Genomic DNA, 18731 nt, shown 5'->3' on the forward strand with positions numbered 1-18731 from the left:
TCGCATGTCCGATTACCATACTGTCCCTAATCCCAATAATCATTTTCAGAGCTTAAGCTCTAACGCATTTTTGTCCAAAAATCAGTTAGCAATGCTCGTAATATCCTTCTTCTACCTCACCCACTACTCGCTTATGAGTGAGCTGTGAGTGCAATTTCAAAGCAGTGAAAGTGTGCCAACAAGCTTGAAGCCTACTCTTTAAGCGGGTATCAATTGGGTCGTTTAGATAACTTAATATACATAAACAAAGATAAAAAGATGATCAAACCACCTGCCAGTTTTTGAATTTCTATCGCTTCACCAAGCACCATTACACTCAGCATGAGTGTCCATATCGGCTCTAGGATCATGATGAGTGCCGCTGTTTCCATGTTCACCGAGTATTGTCCTAGTGTTTGCAGCAAATAACGCATCGATGTGGCAAAGACTGTCGATATAACAAACCACGCCAGTAAGGTGCTGTTTAGCTCAAAAGCGGCGGGTTGTGTAAAGAGCACGTAAATACCGCCCACGAGTCCGACGGTAAAGAGCTGTAAACAAATGGAATCTAATGGTTTTATACGACTACTGATTTTTTTGTTTAATACAAAATGCACCGATAAAAGTGCTGATGCAAATAAAAAGTACCACTGAGATTCATCCACTTGCCAACCATTGGTCAAGGTCATCAACATCATCCCCACTACGCTGAGTGGCAGTGCGTACCAAAAGGCTTTGTTGGGCTTAATCTTAAACAATAGCCATGCTGTCATCGGTGCGATGATCATCGCTAGGCTCATGATAAATGCCCCTTCCGATAAACTTGCAGTCACAGATACCGCGTGTACCCATACCAGCAGAGCTAACCCCAAAAAGACGCCGACACAGCAAGCAAGTAAGATTTGCTTGGCTCTAAGTCGCCATAAACTTTTATAACAAAATGGCAGCAGCACTAGACTTGCCAGCAAAAAACGACTTGCAATAAAACTTTCACCGGGCATTTCAGCGACCACAATTTTCGAGGCAATCCAGCCAAATGCTGCCAACAAGGTGGCGATAAATAAAAACAATGCTCCGCGCATAAAAAGACTCTTAATGGCTGGGCGGTTGATCTTTCAAGGTTGTTTTGTCGCAAGTTTTGGATGCACCTTTGTGAATAAAAGGTGCTTAGATGACTAGGCGTCTAAGCATCAAGGCATCAAGGCATCAAGGCATCAACGCATCAATCCATCCATCTCAATTAAAACACTTTTAATTCGAACAAAACTTAACCAGCAAAGTTCAACAGGCCCTAGTGACGAATAATAAACTGAGGTTGTTATAAACGATAAAGACTCAGCTGACGAACAATGAATCAATAAACTGTGAAATCAACAATTATATCGAGTTTGTGTTAATTCATTTGTCAGTAATTGTGTGGTGTATTAAACATAAAAAAGCAACCTTGCATCTGCAAGGTTGCTATTTATTAGTCTATGTTAGCCTAAATACGGCTGGGTTAACTAACCAGTAATTTTCATGATGGGCTGTATTCAGGGTAATCTGTTAGGCCTTTTTCATCGCCGCCAAATAAGGTAGCAGGGTCGTGTGCCGCTAACGGATAGCCATGCTTAATTCTATTCGGTAAATCTGGGTTTGAGACAAACGGACGACCAAAGCCAATCATGTCAGCTAAGCCATCATCAATGGCGTCTCCGCCCTTTTCAGCATCATACTTACCCGCATAAATTAATACCCCTTTATAAGCTTCACGAACCGCGATTCTAAATTCGATTGGCGTTTCAGGCGCGTCATCCCAGTCAACTTCGGCAATATGCAGATATACAATCTTGTGAGTCTCTAATAATGCTGCAGCTGCGGTGTAAGTCTCGACAGGTGTTGCATCAACGGTGCCATTAAGCGAGGTAAACGGCGCTAAACGCACGCCCACTTTATCAGCCCCGATAGCATCAACCATGGCAGCAACCACTTCACTTAAAAAGCGCAGGCGGTTTTCAATCGAGCCACCATATTCATCAGTGCGGTTGTTGGCTTCTGAATCGATAAATTGATTAATCAAATAACCATTCGCAGCATGCAGTTCAATACCATCAAAACCTGCTTCAATCGCATTCAGCGCCGCTTGACGGTACTCTGCAATAACAGCTTCAATATCCGCTTTTGTCATTGCACGCGGCTCAACCACATCAACAAAGCCTGGTGCGTTAGTGCCATCATCAATAAACACTTTCACATTATCAGCTTTCAACGCTGACGATGAAATCGGTTGCTGACCACCAATATTTTCAGGATGCGTCACACGGCCTACATGCCATAACTGAGCGAATATCACTCCGCCTTTAGCATGTACTGCGTCAGTGGTTTTCTTCCAACCAGCAATTTGCTCGGCTGAGTAAATCCCCGGCGTCCACGCATAACCTTGACCCATTGCTGAAATTTGCGTGCCTTCGGCGACGATCAAACCTGCTTGCGCACGTTGAGCATAGTACTGCGCCATCATGTCATTGGCGACATTGCCTGGCTGTGATGCACGTGAACGTGTCATTGGTGGCATGACGATACGATTATTTAGGGCATGTTCACCTAACTGTATCGTTTGAAATAGTGAGTCTTTCATAGGAATTCCTTAAAATCGAAAACGGCAAAAATAATCTGAAAGCAAATATGATTGAATTAATCTAATTGGATTAATTCAATCTGATATTTGTCAGGATCTGTAATAAAGGCGATATGAGTTTCGCCGCCTTTAACTGGGCCTGGCTCACGAGTGACATTACCGCCCAATGCTTTAATCTTGTCGCAAGCGGCATAAATATCATCAACACCTAAGGCTAAATGACCAAAAGCATTACCCATTTCATATTCATTGGTGTCCCAATTATGGGTTAACTCGATTGTGGTGCCACCTTGCTCATAACCGACAAACACTAAGGTGTAGCGATAGTCTTTATTCTCGTGACGCTCAAGTACCTTCATACCCAACACGTTCGTGTAAAATTCGATAGAGGCATCAAGATCAGCGACGCGTAACATTGTGTGTAAAAATTTCATAATTTGCCTTACAAAGTTGGCCTCAAACAAAAGTCATTAAGCTTGTTGCTTGAGTGTGCCTCAATGGGAATAACATCATTTTACGCCTATCAAATATAAAAATATAATTAGCATTTATTCTTATAATCATAATTTTTTGTTATCAACTGAGACATTCAATAGCAGGAAAAATCACTTAAATTGTGCCTGCGATATCAATGGATCCCATGGGATCATTTCACTACACTGTAGCTAAGGTTTAGATCGGAGTGGTTTATGTTTATAACGTTTGATGTGTTTGGCAAAACCATGGCGGTATTGCGTAAAAACGAAGAATGGCAATTATTTTTAGATTCAGGAACGGGATTGCGATCTAGGATTTATGATGTGGTGATCCCCGCCGATTTAGCAGAATCTGAACTGGATAAGTATTTAGCGGATATCTTTCATGAGAACGCCAAAGGTAATCAGCTAACTGTCAGCCGTATTAAGTAATTCTTTATCTTGGTTTGCTACAACAGATTAATCATTAATCTATCTTGATTTCGCCTGTGCCCTCTTCATTGCTCAGATAACAAACTATGCCACAAACCCTTACCAGTGCTAGGTTTCAGCCATTTAATTAGGATGGTCGGTCACCTGATTTTTTAATGCGCTAGCGTTGTTGGATTACTGTTCGCTATTGAGCTAATTACGTTTAATTATTTGTCAGCTCGACATTTATGTAGGGTTTTTAACCACTCGGTAAATTGACTTATTTGAACTGGCCACAGAATATTACACGCAAAAAAAGCGAACCATTGGGTTCGCTTTTTTACTTAAATCCGCGCTCACATCGCCCAAGGGCAAGCTTGAATAAATCAGCTATGCATAGGCATGTAAATAAGCCACTTGGACAGGATTTTTTAGCGCTTTCGGTCTGATATTTTGCACTTCAGCAACCACTTTATCTACTGGCCAGCCTTGAGCTAATAAAATCAATCCAATGACCAAACCTGTTCGGCCAGTTCCGCCTTTACAGTGCACAGCAATTTTACCTTTATTGGCAATCAGCGCCAAAATTTGCGATCGATATGTTGCCCATGCAGCTTCAAAATCATCACTCGGTGCCGCATCATCAAGGATCGGAAGTTGCGCCCAAACGATATTATTATCGCTGCACACAGTCGGTAATGATTCAGCGTTATTAGCAGCCATTTCTTTATCAAACATCAGTGTCAGTAACATATCTGTGCCGGCTTGCTTTAATGTGGCAACAGAGTCACTCAACGACGCCTCTTTGGTGCCAGGGCAAGGGGTAAAAATCAGCTGAGCACCGTTATCCAAAGTTAATGCATCAAACGGATGTGTCGACATTATCATCTCCTAATTTTAGCGAATTATTTTCAGCGATTGGCGACATTGATGTAAGATCGTTTGCCAAAATTCAAGGGTTGTATTAAGTAGATTATGTCACTTGATACATTCATTTGTACAAGTAATTTAAACTTTTTACGAAACGAGTCTTGAGTCCCAATAGGGTTTGATGATGTTCCAAATAAGCTCCTGATGCTGCCGGATAGGCGCTTCTCCAAAACTTGCACTAGGTCCAAACTCAAATTGTGGGCTAGTGAATGATTTTTGCAGTTGCTCGCATATGTAAATATCTTCTCGCATAAAGTCTGCCGATCCTAAAGGATGGTTTTGATCGAAACTTGCGTATTTCGGTTTCACTTTTTTGTCCCAAAAAGCCGCTGAACTTAGACTTTGTTTAAGGTAGTCAAGTGTGCCACTGTCCTTCATTTTAGTTCGAACAATAACCCTGCTCTTGGATGGCGAAATAGGAGTAATGTGAAAAACAGACCAAGAGGACTCCAACTCAGCTAAACCGATTCCAGGAAATAACATCGGCACCCACACGCCAATATTGTTCAGTCCAGATTGATAAACCAATGGTGAGGCAGCATTTTGTTGCAGGTTGCGTTGATAATCATCAGTCAGTGGCTCCCAGAATTTAAAATGTTGACCCACAAAACCAAACTGAGCTTTTTTATGGTTATACATATTAAGTGTGCCAGCATGAAGCTGAGCAAGGTGGTAATGGTCGATGTAGTTCTCAACTATCACCTTCCAGTTAGCATTTATGTCTTCAATAACCACACTGTCTTTAAATTCTACTAACGATTCAACCTCGTGGGGGCCTAATTGATTTTCTATTGGTCCAAACCAATCTTGTAAAGAAGTGGAATTGGGATCTGGGTGTACCCAAATCATGCCTCGCCAAATCCCAACATTGGCAGGTTTCAGGTTCAAACAATCTTTTTGAATACCAGCAAATTCACTTCTGAATTTTGGTAAGGACACAAGCTCACCTGATAACTGATATGTCCAGTCATGATAGGGGCAGGTTAACTTTTTCAAGCCACTTCCTTTACCTTCCAATAATTGGGTCCCTCGATGGCGACACATATTATGGTAAGCAAGCAGATCTCCATGTTCATTTTTAATAATAACGATGTTACTCAGTCCAGCTTGCACCGTTAGGTAATCACCGGGGATTTTTACGTCCTCAATTAATCCAGCAAATGCCCATGTATTTGAAAATATATGCTTCTGCTCTAACTCAAAAAAGTGAGAGTCAATGTAAGCTTCAATAGGTAAACCATTATTTGAATTCATTTTTTCCTGCCACTACACAAACGGCCAATAAGGATAAATAAAACAACTCGCTGCAACGGCAGTCCATATCAGCATGGTAAACCAATACATGGCTGGTTGAGTGTCTCTTTTATATGACTCCCAGATATACGCCTCCCCTCTAACGAGGTCGAATAGCAACCAAAGAATTAACGCAAAGCCTAACCAATAAGACCAAGGTAAAGATAACCACATAACCACACTCCCCAATACGTTTATTTTCACTGTGACAATTTATAGCTTATATTGAACCAAAGTTAATTGTCAAGGTGACAATTAAAATCAAAATGCTATCATGTTAGCTTTGATGACTAGGGAGAATGGTATGGCAAGGCCGAGCATGGCGACTCAACGTCGAGAAGAAATTCTCGATGCCCTCGAAGCGTGTATATTGGATAAAGGTATTCAAGCAACGTCTTTAGAAAATATCGCCGAAACCGCAAATATGAAGCGTACTATTTTGAGGCACTATATTGGTAATAGAGATGATATTATCTGCGCATTAAGTGAACGTTGGACCTTGCGATACACGCAACAATGGCAAGAAGTACTCAATTGGCTCCCCAAAACAAATAGAGCTCAAGCCCTTGTAGATAGCCTTTTTAGCACGAGAACTAAGGAAATGGTCAATAACACCGTCATAGGTGAAGCGATATTTTCAGAGGCTAAAAGGTTAGAGACCATTAAAGCGCATCAGCAACAAATCATGCATGAGTTTATACAGCATTTAATTACCGAGTTTACGGCTCAATACCCAGAAGTCAGCCAAGAAAAAATTGAATTAATTGCATATGGTATTTATTCAAACTATTTAATGAGTGAATCCTTGTTACCTCTTGGTATGTTTGAAGAAATGTACAAGTTAAAGCAATCATCTGTTCTGCTGTGTGAGCAACTTGTGTTAAAATAGTTAATTTTCACATTGACAATAAATACCCAAAAACGTAAATTGCACTGACTATTTTTTGTATAGGTGTCATTTATGAATTTGTTCAACTCGATATTAACCTCAGTATTGATAGTGATATTAGTCTGGGGCGCTGCTCTATTTCAAAGCCCTGATGCCAATGCGCTCAAACAAGAAGCATCTCCACAGCCCAATAAATCGATAACGTCAAACAGTATCGAGCCTACATCAGTTGATTCAAACTCAACCCCTGCAATCAAGGTTAATCAGCAAATTAACATCGCGGGGATTAGACAAAACATTGCCATAGCTGATATCCACCAGCTTTGGCAAACATTCAATGAGCAAGCAGAGTTACATGCCTCATTAGTTGTGCAGCCCACTAAAGTGTTTGTCTTATATTCAGCAATGACAAATAGCTTTCACCGAGCTGATGTCACCATTGGCTATGATGTAAAAGAACTAAAACAACATCCCAACACATATAGTATTGATACAAAAAATGGCGACATTATTTTGCCAGAACACGCTTACACCGCTGCGCAATTGGCAACAGCCTGGGAGAAAATTGACTATAGTAAAACGGTCAACTTTGTCCTTGAAACTCACTTTTTAGATGATTCTGGCAATGCAACATCGACAACGATGCTTGTTTCATATCAATAGGGAGCAATGATGGATTATTTATCACAACTGTTTACCCCTAATGATGTGTGGGGATTAGAGGTCTGGATTGATAATTGGTTTTTTGTCCTCGCCATTGGGTTATTTATTATTGAACTGCTTCGATATGGAATAAAGAAGCAGTTCACTAAAAACCTGTTAGGGGACAGCGTAGCCAATTTTGTCACGCTAGGACTATTTGGGTTAATTATTACGATTGTTGCTGCGAGTTATGCTGGCGTATTTCTTTTTTCTTATGAACACCTTAGCCTAGTACAACTTCCTATAACGGGATGGACAATACTGTGTTGTATTTTACTTGCCGACCTTGCCTATTACTGGGAACATCGCTTTTTACACATGAATGGCTTTGGTTGGGCAACTCATACTGTGCATCATAGCTCTCCCCATTTTAATATTTCGGTGGCATACCGACACGGACCAATGGATTGGTTTTTTCCGTTGTTCTTCTACTTACCATTAGTCTTTTTAGGCTTTCACCCCTTTGTGATTTTTTTAGCAGAAATCATTGTGCAAGTATTCCAAACACTACTGCACACTGAAACAGTGAAAAAACTTCCACGCCCGATAGAAGCCATATTTAATACGCCTTCTCATCATCGAGTGCATCATGCGACCAATAAACAATATCTCGATAAAAACTATGCGGGCATGTTCATTATTTGGGACAAAATGTTTGGTACTTTTGCGGAAGAAAAAGAACCAGTGAAGTATGGTGTTTACCCAAGAATAAACACAGTAAACCCTATTAAGGTGTTCTTTTCTGGTTACGTCACGCTTATCAAGCGACTATGGCATGCCCCTAGCTGGCGTTACCGCATTCACTTACTGATAAAGTCCCCAACGTGGGCTTGGCAGCAGGAACAAATAAATAAAAACTAGCCTGCTTAGACTGAGTGTCTTTAGTTAAGGGGTTTAGTGTCTTGTTCAGGCATTTAGTGTCTTGGTTAAGCCGCAGTTAGCAATCGGGTTATCCTCAAGCTTCCGCATTCGTTTCGTTTGATTGGCAAATGAAGACACAAAAAGCGAACCTTGTCGTTCGCTTTTTTTTGTTTTTGCATCGATATCAACCTCATTGACGCAGACCAGCTTCATAGCGGCTCATAAGCAACAGCTGACACATAGCAACGAGAAAACTAGCGATTAATCTCGTTTGCCTTACAACTTGAGCCGCTCTCCAAATACATCACCAAACCGTTAACTGACTGTTTTTAGATATTAAAGACTTGCCAATGTAAATGACTGCAAAGAACAACAGGATATTGGCCAAATATTGATCTAGATTTATAAAACGTCAAAACAGCCGTATACAATAATTCCGCTTTGAAATATTTCTTACTGTGTTTACCCCACGCTAAAAGGTAAAACACAAGTACGGCTTCAAAGTCAGCTTTAACATGTAGGCTCAGCTATCTGTTAACTAGCCGAGCATGTATAACCGTTTCATTTCTCTGTCTTTTTTAATGGTAACAACGATTTAAGTACGTTCAATCAAGAAGTCACCCAGTTTAATGGGAGTTCTTGATTATGTTTATCACATCACTCAGCAAGGAAATAGCGTAATGGATAGCTCAAAGTCAGCCGGAAAATGCCCTGTCATGCATGGGGGCAACACCAATCAACAAAGCCAAGATCAGCTATGGTGGCCCAAGTCGCTTAACCTCGATATTTTGCATCAACACGATACTAAAACCGATCCTATGCCCAACAGTTTTAGTTATGCCGATGCGTTTAATGCATTAGATTTAGATGCAGTTAAGCAAGATTTAATTGAGCTAATGACCAGCTCACAATCCTGGTGGCCTGCTGATTGGGGACATTATGGGGGCTTAATGATCCGCATGGCGTGGCACTCAGCTGGGACATACCGTATTGCCGATGGGCGCGGTGGTGCAAGCCGCGGTAACCAGCGCTTTGCTCCTTTGAACAGCTGGCCTGATAACGGCAATTTAGATAAAGCCCGCCGCCTACTTTGGCCAATTAAAAAGAAGTATGGCGACAGTTTATCTTGGGCAGATTTAATGATTCTTGCTGGTAACATGGCTTACGAGTCAATGGGCCTTAAGATGTACGGTTTTGCTGGCGGACGGGAAGATATCTGGAGTCCAGAGAAAGATATTTTCTGGGGCGCTGAAAAAGAATGGCTCGCCACCAGTGATAACGAAAATAGCCGTTATTCTGGCGAGCGAGATTTAGATAATCCTTTAGCTGCGGTCATGATGGGGCTGATTTACGTTAACCCAGAAGGGGTCGACGGTAAGCCAGATCCAATTAAAACCGCCCATGATGTTCGCATCACCTTTGCGCGTATGGCCATGAATGATGAAGAAACCGTCGCTTTAGCGGCTGGCGGTCACACTGTGGGTAAATGTCATGGTAATGGCGATGCAGCGCAATTAGGCCCTGAGCCAGAAGCGGCTGAAATCGAAAATCAAGGTTTTGGTTGGCTCAATAAACAACACCGTGGGATCGGCAGTGACACTGTCACCAGTGGTATTGAAGGCGCTTGGACAACAAACCCTACCCAGTGGGATAACGGATACTTTCACCTATTATTAAACTACGATTGGTGGACAACCAAGAGCCCAGCTGGTGCATGGCAATGGGAACCGGTCAATATCAAACCTGAAGATATGCCAGTTGATGTTGAAGACCCAACTAAGCGCCATAATCCAATCATGACCGATGCCGATATGGCATTAAAATTTGATCCTGAATATCGAAAAATTGCCGAGCGCTTTTATAACGATCCCGACTACTTTGCCAAAGTGTTCACCCGAGCTTGGTTTAAACTTACTCACAGAGATCTTGGCCCTAAAGCTCGCTACTTAGGCAATGATGTGCCAAATGAAGAGCTAATTTGGCAAGACCCAATCCCTAGTAACCCTCATACTCTCAGTGAAACTGAAATTAATGAGCTTAAAGCGGCTATTTTACAAAGCGAGTTAACGGCGGCTGAACTCATTACTACCGCATGGGATAGCGCCAGAACCTATCGTGGTTCTGATAGACGTGGTGGTGCAAATGGCGCTCGTATTCAACTTGCGCCGCAAAACCAATGGCAAGGCAATGAACCTGAACGGCTTAATAAAGTTCTCGCGGTATTAGCAGCGATTAAAGCACAAAAGAATTCATCCATTTCGATGGCTGATTTAATTGTGTTAGCCGGTAGCTGCGCTGTCGAACACGCAGCCGCTCAAACAGGCGTTAATGTGTCAGTGCCATTTAGCCAAGGTCGAGGTGATGCAACCGCTGAAATGACAGATGCTGAGTCATTCGATGTTCTTGAGCCTATTCATGATGGCTTTAGAAACTGGTTAAAGTCTGACTATGTTGTGACCGCTGAAGAGCTATTGTTAGAGCGCAGTCAACTCATGGGGCTTACTGCAGCAGAAATGACGGTCTTAATTGGTGGCATGCGAGTATTAGGCACCAACTATGGCGGTGAGACTCATGGCGTGTTCACTGATAATGTCGGTAAGTTAACTAACGACTTTTTCGTTAATCTCACTGACATGAACTACGCTTGGAAGCCTGTTGCTAACAACCTCTATCATATTGTTGAACGAGAAACTGGGGTTCAGAAATGGACTGCGACGCGTGTTGACTTAGTCTTTGGTTCTAATTCCATCTTACGTGCTTATTGTGAGCATTATGCGCAAGATGATAATAAAGCCAAGTTCGTTAATGACTTTGTTGCCGCATGGGTCAAAGTGATGAATGCCGATAGATTTGATTTATAATTTATTGGATTAAGCTACCCGCGCGAGCCCCCTTATGCTCGCGCGGGTTCTATTCTTGTAAGGACAGTATTTTCGCAAGGTTAATTTACCTCACAGACTCTATCTATTACTGGCTCTAGTCATTAGTGACAGTTTCCGCCACTGAAATGATTATTCGCTATTACTCTCTTATTCGAAACACTTTTAACGCTTACCCGTTTAACCACCACTCCTACGTTTCAACATACCTCTCTTGGCAGTTGACTAACCCTGAGCCCCTTAACTGCCTTCGTAATCAATTGACTAAACCTAACTCTATTTTAAAGCTATACCAATACACCCATTAAAAGTAACTTAACAGCAAATTAATCTTTACAATGAAGCATATAAACCTAGCAGTTAAAGGAGTAACGACATGAAATGCCCAAGAACGGCGTCTGAACTAACACCTATCAAAGTCGGCGGTATAACGGTCGAATTTTCCAAAGCCTCTGGTGGTGTCTTTTTTGACAATGATGAGCTGATGCATTTTGACGAAGAACATGAAAAGCGCGGTTCGGTGCTGGTAGAGCATTTATCTCAATTTACCCCATCTGCAATAGATTATAGCCAAAGAATTAATTGCCCGAAATGTCCCGATATCGTCATGCGCCGATATTTTTACAGTCCAAAAAATCAAGTAGAAGTGGATGAATGCCCTGGCTGTGGGGGGATGTGGTTTGACTATAATGAACTCGCAAAAATTAGGGAGCTCTTCCCTAATCAACAGGATCGAGACAAAGCTGGCAAAGATTTTGTACTTGCTATGCTAGAGACTAATATTCAGAAAAGCCATGATATGAAAATACAACAAAAAGACGCATTAGCTCAAAAATTACAACGATTATTTATGAGCGTTTTTTAAAAAATATTCGTGATATCGACGAATCTCTATAAACTTAAAAAGCGAACCATGAGGTTCGCTTTTTAATGTAAGTCAGTGACAAAATCAACTCATAATCAACAAGTTACTACAGCCGGCACTGTTAGTGACTCGCATTGATATGATATCAGTTTTATGGTTTTTCAATTAAGTCATAAGGCGTGCCAAGCGGATTGTTGTATAACGCTTTAAGCACTGCTTTAGCTCCATCCCCCCAAGCTGCGCCATGACCATAATCTTCAAAATGATCGGCAAGGCCGATCAAGTGCCCCAACTCATGATCAATAATGCTATTACTGACATTATTCAGGTTATTACACGTGCCCGATACTACGCCTAAATTGACCCACACAAAGCCTTCATTACTCAAATACCCCTCTGAGTCTATGACTTGTGATGGAATGTAGTTTGTTTTAGGTGCATAGCTCACCGAGCCTTTAGAATCACCACAGTTTTTGTAAACCACATTGGAGCCAACAGACATAATAATGCCACCTGCAACATGTGGATTCTCTTTAATCAGTTGTTTATAAGAGGTGGCAACACCATCAGCACTCAACTTATTGTCATTCGTCATATAGCTGCCGTTATATAAATCATCTCGGCTAACAGCGAATTCATCCTCTACATGAATATCGACATACAGTATTTCACGTTGAAAAATCCGCTGACCAATTGTGCTTTCAATACGTTTTGCAGAATCAATCAATCGGCTTTCCCAATCGCTGCTGTAGGAATAGGCTTTATTAATAATCAGTGGGATCAAATCTTGTTCAGGATTTGTGGCTTCATTGAAGGTTTTAAAACGCACGGTTTTATTATCTAAATCAAGCGCCTGATAGTTTTCTACCCAATCCTCATCGTACCCTACTCGGCCATCAAATGATGTCTCTGCACACACTTGCACAGCAAGGCTTCCATTGAAGCAATAGCCTAAACGAGGACTAATACTTGGCAAGTCGTAGTCCATATACGCACGACCTTCAAAGGCGGTGTTTTGATCGTATAAAGCGCCATTTGATGCGGTTAGACTTTTTTGAATGTAGTTATTATTGATATCAACATCATCACAACCCAGTAAAAACACTACTGAAGCAGCTAACATCGTCACTTTTATCTTTGTCATTATCATGTCACTCTGAAAGAAATATTTTGAGTTTATTGTTATTTCTCATCATGTTAATCAACCTGAATGACAAACAAGCTTAAAAACACCAAAAACATTCTTATTCAACAACTTAGTTACAAAAACAAAGAGAAAATATCAACATAACCATCAAATAACACCCACCAGCAAACCTTACTCAAACAATTGTATATTTGTGCAATCACTATGGTCGAACAACAAGGTTACAACTTCAAAGCACACACGAACATTACCGCAACGCGATGTAAATCATCATAAATAGTACTTTGGGAATAAGTAGTGCTTTGACGATAAAGAGTGCTTTTGTTAGTGCAAGGGAATGAACTGAGCTGAGCTGAACTGAACTGAAATCAAATGAAATGAATGCTGAAAATTAATGAAGCAATAACTTGATAAAATAACAATAAAAATGCCCATTAGTGAGTCACTAACGGGCATTAAATTCATTTCAATAAAACGCGATTTAGCATTATTAAGCAGCGTTGAGCTTATAACTTAGCAGCCAATTTACGCGCTTGATGCAGTTTCTTATAGCTTTCAATCAAGCGTAAATGAGGCTCAATGCCTTCAAGGTTGATACTGGTTTCAGTTAGGCCATAGAATCTCACTTCACCTGTTACGCTACCAACCACATTCTGCATCACTTCTTCGCCGAACATACGGGTAAAGTTATGGATAAAGTGCTCAAGTTCCAACTCTTCATCTAATTCAACTTCTAATACAGCATTAACAGCTTGATAGAATAAGCCACGCTCTACCGTGTTATCGTTAAACTGTAAGAAGTCTTCGACTAACTCAAGCGCCTCGTCATGTGCGCCTAGTGCTAGATAAATTAAGATTTTAAGCTCAATAATCGTCAACTGTCCCCAGACGGTATTTTCGTCAAATACGATACCAATCATGGTACGGATATCAGTGTAGTTATCTTGCTGGCTTTCATCTAAACGATTAACTAAATCCACTAATTCTTCATCTGATAAAGAATGCAGATTTAAAATGTCTTCACGGTAATCCAGCGCTTTATTAGTGTTATCCCAAATCAAGTCTTCCACTGGGTACACTTCTGAAAAGTCAGGTACCAACATACGACAAGCCGATGCACCTAATTGATTAAACTCAGCGGTATACACCTCTTTACCTAATGCTTCTAAGATGCCGAATAAGCCGTTGGCTTCTTCTTCCGATGTACCAGAGAAATCCCACTCACAGAACTCATAATCAGAGTTACTGCTAAAGAAGCGCCATGAAACCACGCCGGTTGAGTCAATAAAGTGCTCAACAAAGTTTTCAGGTTCACTCACTGCCATGCTGTTAAATGTCGGCTTTGGCACATCATTTAAGCCTTCAAAACTACGGCCTTGTAGCAATTCAGTTAGACTGCGCTCTAATGCCACTTCAAAGCTTGGATGTGCACCAAATGAGGCAAACACACCACCTGTTTTAGGATTCATTAAGGTCACGCACATCACTGGGAATTCACCACCAAGTGATGCGTCCTTAACAACAACGGGGAAACCTTGTTCTTCTAACCCTTTAATACCCGCAAGGATACTTGGGTACTTTTCTAATACTGACATTGGCACATCAGGAAGGACAATTTCTTGCTCAATGATTTGGCGTTTAATGGCTCTTTCAAAGATTTCAGATAAACACTGTACTTGTGCTTCTTGCAGGTTGTTGCCCGCACTCATGCCGTTACTTAAAAATAAGTTTTCAATCAAGTTTGATGGGAAATAGACCGTTTCACCATCACTTTGACGGGTGTATGGAATCGTGCAAATGCCGCGCTCAATATTGCCTGAGTTAGTGTCTATTAGATGTGAACCGTGGAGTTCATCATCTGGGTTATATATCTCAAGGGTATATTCATCGAGCATGCCACTAGGCAAAGCATCGTCTTCTTCGAGTTCAAACCACTTTTCATTGGGATAATGCACAAATTCGCTATTAGCGATCTCGTTGCCAAAAAACTGATCGTTATAAAAGAAGTTATTGTTCAAACGTTCAATGAACTCACCTAACGCTGAACATAATGCACTTTCTTTCGTCGCGCCTTTACCATTGGTAAAACACATCGGTGATGCAGCATCACGAATATGCAAAGACCACACGTTAGGGACAATGTTACGCCACGATGAAATTTCGATTTTCATTCCAAGATCAGCGAGCATACCCGTCATGTTTTTGATGGTTTCTTCAAGCGGTAAGTCTTTACCTAAAATGTAGGTAGAGTCATCACCATCTGGCTGGCCCATTAACATCGCATTGGCATCACTATCGAGGTTTTCAACCGTTTCGATTTTAAACTCAGGACCTGTCTGCACGACCTTTTTTACAGTACAACGGTCGATTGAACGCAATATGCCTGTGCGATCTTTCTCTGAAATATCATCAGGGAGCTCAACTTGGATTTGAAAGATCTGGTTATAACGATCTTCAGGATCAACAATGTTATTTTGTGATAAACGGATATTATCTGTTGGAATATCACGCGCCTTACAATAAACCTTGATGAAGTAAGCCGCACATAACGCAGATGATGCAAGGAAATAATCAAACGGACTTGGCGCAGAGCCATCCCCTTTATAGCGGATCGGTTGATCGGCCGTCACCGTAAAATCGTCAAACTTGGCTTCGAGCCTTAAGTTATCGAGAAAGTTAACTTTGATTTCCATTGAATACACCCACAACTTGCTTAGCTAATATGTTTAAATCAGCGCTAACGATCGCGCCTATCTATCGAGTGGGTGAATTATCGGTGTTTTTAGTCCATTAGTCTTGGATTAATTATAAAATAGTAGCAAATGCAGCAAACAAAACGAATTAACGTTATAAATAAACATTATGTTGCCCGTTTAAGTTTGACACTCAGCGTCGTGCCACGGCTAGCATCAGAAGAAAAACGAATATCCCCTCCCTGTGCTTTAGCAGAAAGTAACGCTGAGTAGGTGCCTATTCCTGTACCGTTTGCTTTACCTGAAGTCACATACTTATTAAAAAATGTCTGTTGAATTGATTGCGGAATTTCACCTTCATTGTGAATATTAAATTTAACCCACTGAGCGTCAGCAATTTGAGTTACCTGAATTTCGCTTCCTTCAGGTGCGGCTTCAACTGCATTTAGTAGCAAATTATGGAATAAGTTAAAGCTGATGGTTTTATCCCCAACAAACTCCAACTCAGCTGGAATATCAACAGATAATACTTGTTGATTTGTCGTTAGCTTTTTCTTTAAACCAACCATGATTTCATGCAAAAGTTGCTGCGCATTTTGTGGGCTTAGCTGAATCTTAGTAGTGTCTTTTTCAAGGTGGTGAACCAACATATTGTCATCGACCATTTTCTCGATAAATAACACACTACTTTGCAAGATTTGTACTTCTTCATCGCAGCCAACATTCTTTTGGTCAATCATCTCAGTGGCAGCGATAATGGTGGATAAAGGCCCTTTGAAATCATGATTAACAATCCTGTCTATTTCATCTTTTAAGCGAACATTTTCAATCATGGTATCAAGCTGTTGAACCATATCCTGTCGTTGCTCAACCAAGCGAATATGGGTCGCAATTCTGGCTTTGGTAATTTCTGGGGAAATCGGTTTAGTGATGTAATCGACAGCACCAAGATTTAAACCTTTTATGACATCTTTATCTTGAGATAATGCTGAGATAAATATCACCGGAATATGTTCTGTTAACGGATCGGACTTAAGTTGTTTGCACACACTTAACCCATCAATATCCGGCATCATAATATCCAGTAAAATAAGATCGGGTTTAACCTCTTTTTGACATATCTCCAGTGCTTTTGCACCTGACAAACAGGCTTTTAATTTATAGGTACTCTTCAATAATTCAGTCAGTACTGCAACATTCGTCGTATTATCATCAACAATTAGAATCGATGCCGGTGAGCGGCTCGGTGTTTTAGTATCATAACTTAATGGCTTGGTCTGAGTTTGTATTTTACGAAGTGAAGGATTAAACGCATTGGTTATCTTATTTTTAAGCGTGGTTTGATTAAAAGGCTTTATCAAGTATTCACTAACACCGAGATTGACCGCTTCTCTAACATCATCTTGATTGACATTGGCGGTGAGCATCATAAATGGCAGGGTTGAAAATGCTTGTTCGCTTTCTCTAACCGCTCTCAACAGCTCAATGCCAGTCATCTTGGGCATATTCCAATCTGAAATAATTAAATCAACCCGCTCAACTTCTAATATCTGTAATGCTTCCTTACCATGTGCAGCTTTATGTACTTTTTTAAACCCTACTGAAATAAGCATACTTCCAACAGTCTTTAACATCGCAGGAAAATCATCAACGATGAGTACCGTTTTATCAGCGTACTGATTTACAAGTTGAAATGGCTGCACAATTATATTCTCCAGCATTTTTTATTATTATAAAGGCCTAAATAAGCGAGCCCCACTGCCCATACGTTATGTAATAGTGCCCCATACGTTCTGTAATAGTGTCTATCTAAATCACATGCACTTGGTATTAATAAAGTCTCTTGCTTTTACTCTTGCGACGGCGGGTCTTATTCTTCATCTAAAAACTTTTGAGCAATATCATCAAACTCTTGTGTGATCTCCATGAAGCAGTCAACCATCAAAGGATCAAAATGAGACCCTTTGCCTTCACGAATAATACTCACGGCTTTTTCATGGCTAAATGCAGCTTTATAAACACGTTTACAAATGAGTGCATCGTATACATCAGCAATGGCCATCAGCCTTGCAGAAAGCGGAATATTTTCGCCAGCTAAACCTTCGGGATAACCTGAGCCATCCCACTTTTCATGATGATAATAGGCAATTTCTTTGGCAAAAATAAGAAAGTTATCTGCAATATCCATCGACTTTTCAGCTGCATTCAGTGCATCTCGACCGAAGGTGGTATGCTTTTTCATTATGTCGAATTCTTCATCTGTAAGCTTACCAGGCTTCAGTAAAATACTGTCTTGAATACCGACTTTACCAATATCGTGAAGTGGTGCTGACTTATACATCGCAGTGATGATTTCTGGGGTTAAGATATCCTTAAAATCTGGGGTTTTAGCCATCGCAATAGCTAAGGCTTTTACATAATGCTGTGTTCGCCTAATATGATTTCCTGTTTCAGGATCTCGAGACTCAGCTAGCGCTCCCATTGCCACCATTGCCACATCTTGAATCTCAGCAAGCTGCTTGGTTCGCTCAATCACTCGCTCTTCTAGAATTTCATTTTGACGTTCAACTAAATCACGAGATGCTTTCAATAATAAGTGGTTTTTAACCCGTTCTTTTAAAATCGCCGGGCTAATGGGCTTAGTAATATAATCCACCGCACCTAAGGCTAACCCTTTGGTTTCATCCTCTTCCTGTACTTTGGCGGTCAAAAATATAATAGGGATATCTTTGGTCTCATCTTGAGACTTAAGGTGCTGACATACTTGATAACCATCCATTTCTGGCATCATCACATCCAGTAAAATTAAGTCAGGTTTACGCTTATCAATAATCTTTAACGCAACTTTGCCGCTAAGGGCTGCTTGGATTAAGTAGTCATCTGACAATACACCTTTAACCACTTCGATATTAGTCGCAGTATCATCAATAGCCAGAATCGTCGCTTTCTTTGATTCAACCATTTTATATCCTTATTTATACTTATTCAT

Annotated in this window: 16 protein-coding genes; 6 read left to right on the forward strand and 10 right to left on the reverse strand. The window is 40.8% G+C overall.

The genetic code is table 11. From position 1 onward, the window contains the following. Positions 1-209 precede the first annotated feature (209 nt). The 3 genes from J8L86_RS11010 to gloA form a co-directional block, all read right to left on the reverse strand. A complete protein-coding gene (locus J8L86_RS11010; RefSeq protein WP_211030299.1) occupies positions 210-1061 on the reverse strand; it encodes a DMT family transporter in 852 nt (283 codons plus the stop codon). A gap of 434 nt (positions 1062-1495) precedes the next feature. After that, entirely contained in the window at positions 1496-2596 is a 1101-nt protein-coding gene (locus tag J8L86_RS11015) for an alkene reductase (protein WP_211030301.1), read from the reverse strand. 56 nt (positions 2597-2652) lie between these two features. After that, positions 2653-3030, reverse strand: coding sequence for a lactoylglutathione lyase (gene gloA, locus J8L86_RS11020; protein ID WP_065109929.1), 378 nt, complete (start codon positions 3028-3030; stop codon positions 2653-2655). Between the two features lie 255 nt (positions 3031-3285). On the opposite strand from gloA, the gene J8L86_RS11025 reads away from it, so the two are divergent. Further along, positions 3286-3504: a hypothetical protein gene (locus J8L86_RS11025; protein ID WP_211030303.1), complete on the forward strand. Its 219-nt coding sequence runs from the start codon at positions 3286-3288 to the stop codon at positions 3502-3504. A 369-nt stretch (positions 3505-3873) separates the two neighbouring features. Here the strand turns inward: J8L86_RS11025 and J8L86_RS11030 are convergent, their stop codons facing one another. From J8L86_RS11030 to J8L86_RS11040, 3 genes are all read right to left on the reverse strand, one after another. After that, the gene (locus J8L86_RS11030) at positions 3874-4365 is read right to left on the reverse strand and encodes a tyrosine-protein phosphatase (RefSeq protein WP_211030304.1); all 492 of its coding nucleotides are present in this window, start codon (positions 4363-4365) and stop codon (positions 3874-3876) included. Positions 4366-4500: 135 nt separating this feature from the next. Further along, positions 4501-5667 carry an aromatic ring-hydroxylating dioxygenase subunit alpha gene (locus tag J8L86_RS11035; protein ID WP_211030306.1) on the reverse strand — a complete coding sequence of 389 codons (1167 nt, stop codon included), beginning with the start codon at positions 5665-5667 and terminating at the stop codon, positions 4501-4503. A 12-nt stretch (positions 5668-5679) separates the two neighbouring features. Further along, on the reverse strand, positions 5680-5880 hold the full coding sequence (locus J8L86_RS11040) for a hypothetical protein (protein WP_065109925.1): 201 nt from the start codon (positions 5878-5880) through the stop codon (positions 5680-5682). Between the two features lie 130 nt (positions 5881-6010). Between J8L86_RS11040 and J8L86_RS11045 the strand changes: the two genes are divergently transcribed. The 5 genes from J8L86_RS11045 to J8L86_RS11065 all read left to right on the forward strand — a co-directional run bounded on the left by J8L86_RS11045 (position 6011) and on the right by J8L86_RS11065 (position 11902). After that, the gene (locus J8L86_RS11045) at positions 6011-6595 is read left to right on the forward strand and encodes a TetR/AcrR family transcriptional regulator (protein WP_055024836.1); all 585 of its coding nucleotides are present in this window, start codon (positions 6011-6013) and stop codon (positions 6593-6595) included. Positions 6596-6667: 72 nt separating this feature from the next. After that, positions 6668-7258, forward strand: a complete 591-nt coding sequence (locus J8L86_RS11050) for a hypothetical protein (RefSeq protein ID WP_211030308.1) — start codon at positions 6668-6670, stop codon at positions 7256-7258. Positions 7259-7267: 9 nt separating this feature from the next. Beyond that, positions 7268-8158, forward strand: a complete 891-nt coding sequence (locus tag J8L86_RS11055; protein WP_082972427.1) for a sterol desaturase family protein — start codon at positions 7268-7270, stop codon at positions 8156-8158. 680 nt (positions 8159-8838) lie between these two features. Next, positions 8839-11019: a catalase/peroxidase HPI gene (katG, locus tag J8L86_RS11060; RefSeq protein ID WP_211030310.1), complete on the forward strand. Its 2181-nt coding sequence runs from the start codon at positions 8839-8841 to the stop codon at positions 11017-11019. Positions 11020-11413: 394 nt separating this feature from the next. Further along, entirely contained in the window at positions 11414-11902 is a 489-nt protein-coding gene (locus J8L86_RS11065; RefSeq protein WP_211030312.1) for a zf-TFIIB domain-containing protein, read from the forward strand. A gap of 151 nt (positions 11903-12053) precedes the next feature. Here J8L86_RS11065 and J8L86_RS11070 read toward each other — a convergent pair whose 3' ends face one another. From J8L86_RS11070 to J8L86_RS11085, 4 genes are all read right to left on the reverse strand, one after another. Continuing rightward, on the reverse strand, positions 12054-13046 hold the full coding sequence (locus J8L86_RS11070) for a hypothetical protein (RefSeq protein ID WP_211030314.1): 993 nt from the start codon (positions 13044-13046) through the stop codon (positions 12054-12056). A gap of 509 nt (positions 13047-13555) precedes the next feature. Further along, positions 13556-15742, reverse strand: coding sequence for an OsmC domain/YcaO domain-containing protein (locus J8L86_RS11075; protein ID WP_211030316.1), 2187 nt, complete (start codon positions 15740-15742; stop codon positions 13556-13558). A gap of 167 nt (positions 15743-15909) precedes the next feature. Then, a complete protein-coding gene (locus J8L86_RS11080) occupies positions 15910-17445 on the reverse strand; it encodes a response regulator (protein ID WP_211030318.1) in 1536 nt (511 codons plus the stop codon). Between the two features lie 167 nt (positions 17446-17612). Further along, positions 17613-18704 carry a two-component system response regulator gene (locus J8L86_RS11085; protein WP_211030320.1) on the reverse strand — a complete coding sequence of 364 codons (1092 nt, stop codon included), beginning with the start codon at positions 18702-18704 and terminating at the stop codon, positions 17613-17615. Positions 18705-18731 lie beyond the last annotated feature (27 nt).

The sequence above is a fragment of the Shewanella sp. MMG014 genome (assembly GCF_018100775.1).
GTDB lineage: Bacteria > Pseudomonadota > Gammaproteobacteria > Enterobacterales > Shewanellaceae > Shewanella > Shewanella japonica.